The organism is Streptococcus suis (genome assembly GCF_002964575.1).
Classification (GTDB): Bacteria; Bacillota; Bacilli; order Lactobacillales; family Streptococcaceae; genus Streptococcus; species Streptococcus suis_R.
Map to the genome: position 1 here is coordinate 1 of NZ_POQQ01000008.1, position 5442 is coordinate 5442.

8 protein-coding genes are annotated in these 5442 nt (G+C 38.8%); all 8 read right to left on the minus strand.

Annotated elements, in window-relative coordinates; translation table 11 throughout:
- A partial coding sequence (locus C1E58_RS00405; protein ID WP_153055802.1) for a relaxase/mobilization nuclease domain-containing protein occupies positions 1 to 715 on the minus strand: 715 nt, incomplete at its 3' end.
- The gene (locus C1E58_RS00410; protein ID WP_105160185.1) at positions 694 to 1089 is read right to left on the minus strand and encodes a plasmid mobilization protein; all 396 of its coding nucleotides are present in this window, start codon (positions 1087 to 1089) and stop codon (positions 694 to 696) included. The genes C1E58_RS00405 and C1E58_RS00410, both read right to left, overlap by 22 nt.
- 440 nt (positions 1090 to 1529) lie before the next feature.
- Complete coding sequence (locus tag C1E58_RS00415) at positions 1530 to 1841, minus strand: hypothetical protein (protein ID WP_105160186.1); 312 nt, start codon at positions 1839 to 1841, stop codon at positions 1530 to 1532.
- Positions 1841 to 2356, minus strand: a complete 516-nt coding sequence (locus C1E58_RS12155; protein WP_105160187.1) for a hypothetical protein — start codon at positions 2354 to 2356, stop codon at positions 1841 to 1843. Before C1E58_RS12155 ends, C1E58_RS00415 begins: the two co-directional genes overlap by 1 nt.
- A 256-nt stretch (positions 2357 to 2612) precedes the next feature.
- Positions 2613 to 2996, minus strand: a complete 384-nt coding sequence (locus tag C1E58_RS00425) for a hypothetical protein (protein ID WP_105160188.1) — start codon at positions 2994 to 2996, stop codon at positions 2613 to 2615.
- Positions 2997 to 2998: 2 nt separating this feature from the next.
- Positions 2999 to 3787 carry a replication initiation protein gene (locus C1E58_RS00430; protein WP_105160189.1) on the minus strand — a complete coding sequence of 263 codons (789 nt, stop codon included), beginning with the start codon at positions 3785 to 3787 and terminating at the stop codon, positions 2999 to 3001.
- Positions 3788 to 4431: 644 nt separating this feature from the next.
- Positions 4432 to 5100, minus strand: a complete 669-nt coding sequence (locus tag C1E58_RS00435) for a hypothetical protein (protein ID WP_105208990.1) — start codon at positions 5098 to 5100, stop codon at positions 4432 to 4434.
- On the minus strand, positions 5097 to 5442 hold a 346-nt coding region (locus C1E58_RS12040), incomplete at its 5' end, for a hypothetical protein (protein WP_161951241.1). The genes C1E58_RS00435 and C1E58_RS12040, both read right to left, overlap by 4 nt.

The following is a 5442-nucleotide window of genomic DNA, read 5'->3' on the forward strand; positions in this document are numbered from 1 at the left end:
CCTTTGCTTTATGGGTCTTGCCGTCTTGACCAACGAACTCATACAGATAGATTGGCTCCCCTTGTCTTGTCCTATGCTTAACCTGGACACCTAATGCCTGGAGGTTAGCTATAAAGTCCTCACTCGACCGTACAGATGACGTGAGGGCTTGCTCGACATACTCCTTAAGTTCTGACTTCCAGGAATAAGCCCCTTGTTTGTTCAGGTGGTACTCAAAACGGTCTTGGCGTTTCTCTGCTCGATCTGCAATGACAGATAGCCCTACTTCCTTGCACACCTCATTCGTCTTTTCAGCGAGTAGCTCCCACATACGCTTTTGGTGAAGCTTAACTCCAGTTTGAGGGTCAATTGCTCCAGCAACGGCATGCACGTGAATATTTTTAGTATTACCATGAACGTAAAAGGCACAAGGAAAGTCGCCATTCATTTCTCTGGTAGTCCTTTTCCAGGCTTCTTTGACCACAATTAAGGCATTCTTAGGGGAAATCTCACCCTCTTTGAAGGACGTGACCATAGAATACCCCTCGACTCCTCTTTGCTTGCCATAGGCTTTAGCAGTTGCCTTGATTTGCCATTCGGCATAGTCCGGGTTAATACCATAACCGTCAGACCCCACACACTTCACTTTTTTAGTCTCTCTATCCAGGCCATCACGTGCGTATTTGACACTTGCGGTCACGTTGGTCACACTATTTATTTTCCCAATAACTGCCATACAATCCCCACATCATCTCTAAAACGCCCATATTCGCCCTCTAAGGCGTGTATTTTCTTTTTCATGGATAAAAGCACCTCGGACGGTTTAAAGCCGCTCTGAGAGCTTTCTAGGCGCAAATAACGAGCAATCTGGTGGATATTCCCTCCGTGATGTCCTAATTCTGCTTGGATACGGTGTAAAACCTGGACAATTTCTTGCATTTTAGCCTTGCTTAGCTTAGGCTGAACGATTTCACCTCCCAAAGCCCTCTTTCTCAGATATTCTGACACTTTCAATTCATTTCTAGCTGCCAATCCAGTGATGACCTCATATTCTGCTTCGCTCACTCGGAAGCTAATCAATTTCTCTCTGCTCGACCTTTTCCCTGTCATTTTGACACCTCCATACCTTCGTTAGTGGGTAGCTCCCTCGTTCTAGTCGGCTCGAACCACAAGCCGACACGGAGAACCGGCAAGCCTATTGTTCTCCTTTTCGCTGGGACCCAGCGATGAAGTGACCACCTCAAAATGCTCGTTATCCACTCGCATTTTTTAGGACTACTCACTAGCTCAAAACGCTCCCTATTCGGTCGCCTTTCTCACAAGTTCGTAGAGGTCACTTCGTTAGCTAAGCCTATCAATAATATTATAACATAATATGAGTGACATGGCTTAGACCAAGTGGGGCGACTGTATTACGTTTTCAACATAATACGTCACGCACTTGCAATGGGTTTCACCCCTTGACCCCAAACATAAAAGACCTCGAATGGACAAGGTCTTTTATGTTTTATTGATGTCATCACTAGAATAGTAAACATGAAATACAGGATTTATAAGTATTGATTACTTTTTATTTTTTGTGAAATAGGTTGGTGGGATTTATATGATTCTAATAATGTTTGGAATACATCATCGGAATTAAATCTTGGAATACCTTCTTGGATTTTGTTTTTAAATATGGTGTAATCTAGGATGTTTTTTGTAACTATTTCTTTGAAAACATTATTGATGTGATTGATTTCATCTAGAGATAAATCATATTTGATGATGAAAAATTCTCTAGAACAAATATTTAATCTTTCACATATTTGAATTATTAAATTATTGTAAATATACTGTTTATATTCCTGTTCTTCTGTCATTAAACCACCCACTCTAAAGCAATACGAATCCAATAAGCTATGGTTGAAGCTGTTGTTTCTGCCATTCCAGAAGCTGTTAAGGCATTTTTTACTTGCCCTTCAACTGTTCCATAGGCTAGATCGCTCCAAGTTTGTAGCTTTCTTAAAACAGGGATAACTGTATTAAGAGAAGCTCCAACAGACACAGCTGCTTCTGGTCCAATCCATTCACCGACCAAATTAATAAGTTTATTCTTGTTGTTAAGGACTACTTTGATAGCTTTTTTTACAGCTTTTGTTTGAAGTGAACGTGATTCTATTCTATATGTTGGAGGTGTTACATGTTCCAACATATTTTCGATTTTTGAGATATTTTCAGTCGTTAATCCTTTGTTTATAAAATCTATTTCTTCCTGTGTCAAATGAATATCATAATTATTTTGTTCAGTTAGAGCAGAGACCGAAGGAGTTAAAATTCCACCTAATGTTATTAATAACAAAAAACTAACAAAAACTTTTCTTAAAATCTTCTTCATGTTTATTTTTCCTTTCTATTTTCATTTTGCTATCTATGTTTTTATCTAGGGTTTGGTAGCAGGTCTATAGCTTGATTTTCTCAAGAACTCCTTTCTAACAAGCTATTTCAACGATTTTTACACCTTTATCATACTCCTAATTAAATTAAAATCAAGTCTATTTTTCCAATTTCTTTTATGATATAATAAAAGGGTTGGTGAAGTTTTCCAACCCTTAGTTAAAATATGTTTAGTCGTACATTTGTGCGGCTATTTTTTATTTCTCCAGGTCTTTTCGGTAACGTTTAGACAACATCAGAACAAGTCTTGAAGCCTTTTTACTGTCTATCCAGCCCATTTTTTCATTTTCCTCAAGAGTAGCTAACTGTGCTATCTCTTTAAATTTCTGTTCGGTTTCTAACGCTAGTGCTATATTTTCAAGAGTTATACCAGGATAACGTTGTTGCAGTTCTTTACCCAATTTCAAAGCGTCTCTGTCAGCTTGACGCTTTTTCTTTTCTTGTTCTTCTTGCCTGACTTGTTCGACCCTGATCCATGCTTTTTGCATGGCTAAAATTGAACTACGTTCTTTGTCAGAAGCGTCACTTGGACAAGGAAACTTCTTTGCTGCACGTTCTTCTAAAGTCAATTTTTTAGCCATTTTTAGTCCTCCAGGTAATCAAAAATATCTGTTTGGTGCTTTGTTCTATCGAACACTTTAGGGTCTGTAATCTGCATTTCATACCCTACCACCTTACGACCATTTTTTAAGGTGTTAAGAAAAATCTCTACCCCTAATTTTGCTTCAAGTTCTAATGCTCCAACAGTTATAGCATTACGTTTGAAAATACCAGGAGTCATACGACGTTCTTCTCCAAGAAGCCAGTCTTGCCATTCATCAACAGTTCCCTGAATTGTAGTCACTCTTTGACCATTATAGCGACGTGCTTCCCATAGTTTCATCAGAATCAGGGCGTACTTAGACTTAATTCTGGCCAACTCTGCCAACTTAAACGAGTAGTACTGGTTTCTTAAAGCAAATACATAAGGAGCTGCAAACTCTGAAAAACGAAATTCAACCTGACCGTCCTCTACAAATTTGATATAGCTAAACAGTTGTCCCATAATAATGGCTTTTTTCCCATTTGGTTCTACTTCTGAAAAGTATAAAGCAGTATTTTCATTAAGTCCCTTAAAACCACGTGCAATTCGCTCATAATTTTTACCTGAAGCATTTAGTCCGAAGTGTTTCAGGACATCTTTAGAACTAACTTTGAAGGTATCTGTTACAGTACTTTCTTTGCTCACGTAACTAAAGCAATAATCCAATAGTTTATGTTCAAACGCCTTTAGATTGCCAAAGGCTTTGGCTAGGTCATTTGCTTGAACAATTAGGTAATCTTGTCGTGACATTAGATTTTCAAAAGCTGTTTCTGTTTTACTTTGTTTCATTCTTAAACCTCACGTACTTTTTAGTCATTTATAAATCTAACAGAAATAATGCCGTAAATCAAACAAAAATGTATTTTTAGTCATGTATCACGTACTTTTTAGTCATGTATCACGTACTTTTTAGTCATGTATCACGTACTTTTTAGTCATGTATCACGTACTTTTTCGCATTTTTGAAGCCTGAAACCCTTGATATTACTGGTTTTTCAAGCCCCCTAAAGTATATATAAAGTATATATAAAAGTAAGTATGAAAGTAATTCCTTCTGGAAAGAAGGAGTAAAAAAATAATTCTTTTCAAAAAAGTAAATCTTTTTTCCTGTATTCAAGGCCAGGAGAAAATGCTATAATCGTTTTTGTCGCACTCACTATACTGCGTCAGTAGGAGGTGAGACTTTATGCGTAGTATTCTCATACTTGTTCTGCTACCACTCTTGATAGAGATATTAGGAGCTGTCATTGCTGAATGGCTAATCAGCACGTTAGCAAACAAACGCGACAAGAAAAACTAATAGCCTGAGTGCCTTGAGCAAGCACAAAAAAAGACCCAGGAAATTGAGCCTTCCTGGGTTTTTCTTATGCGCTTAGTATCCTCATACTTTTTAAGCACCTTCAGTATATCAAAAACAAGCAATTCAAGCAACTTCAACGGTGTTTGCTGATGTCAAAGGGTTTTCTGTACTGGTAAGGCAACTTGGTCAAGAACCAGTTGAAAGCAAGCCAGGGGGTAAAGACTAATAAAGCGCCAAAGATAAACAAGAGAACAGAAAGAATAATCTTGATTAAAATGCTTAACACTGCTCCTAAACTTGGCTGATTCCAGTTGAATCGGCCCAAATAGACCTCTGACCAAATCGAAGTTAAGCTAGCCCCCAAAAAGAGATTCGTAAAGCCTATGAGTACCATAAAACTCGACACTGAGACCAGGACAAAGCCGAAAAACAGAATAGGGTTAAGGATTTCCTTACGATTAAGCAAGACCTGTTCCTGGTTCTGCAGCCATATCAAGCGTTTCTCTGACCGTTTAATCGCTTGTTCCAGGTCTTGGTATTTAGCAGCCAACTCATTGTAAACTCGCTCATCTGACGCTATCATAGACCTTATTTTGCCATTGATATACTTGGAGCCTATGTTGGCATACTCCTCGTTAATCTCTTGTAACTGACCTTTTAAGCGTTGTTCCGTTTCATTGGCTAAGGCTTGATAGAACGAGGGCATAGCCTTCTCAATGTCTATCACACCGTCCTCAATCAAGAGCTGCAAGGTCTGCATAGCTTCCCAAAAGAGCTTTTCACGGTCAATCTTTTGTGTCATCTCTCTAACCCTCCTAAATCTCGTCTTTGTCGTTCTCGACGTTGCTCACGTTCTTGCTCCCTCATGGCTTTCTCATAGGCTTTTTGTTGCAAGTGAGATTCTCTAGCAGACTTGAAGAAAGCACTAAAGGCTTCTAGTTTCTCTTGCTCATCACTTGTTGAACGAACCACCTCTTGTATTTTTTCAAGTAAGTGTTGTCGTTCGTAAGCCGTCCCACCTAGCTTATAGTCCTTTGCTTTATGGGTCTTGCCGTCTTGACCAACGAACTCATACAGATAGATTGGCTCCCCTTGTCTTGTCCTATGCTTAACCTGGACACCTAATGCCTGGAGGTTAGCTATA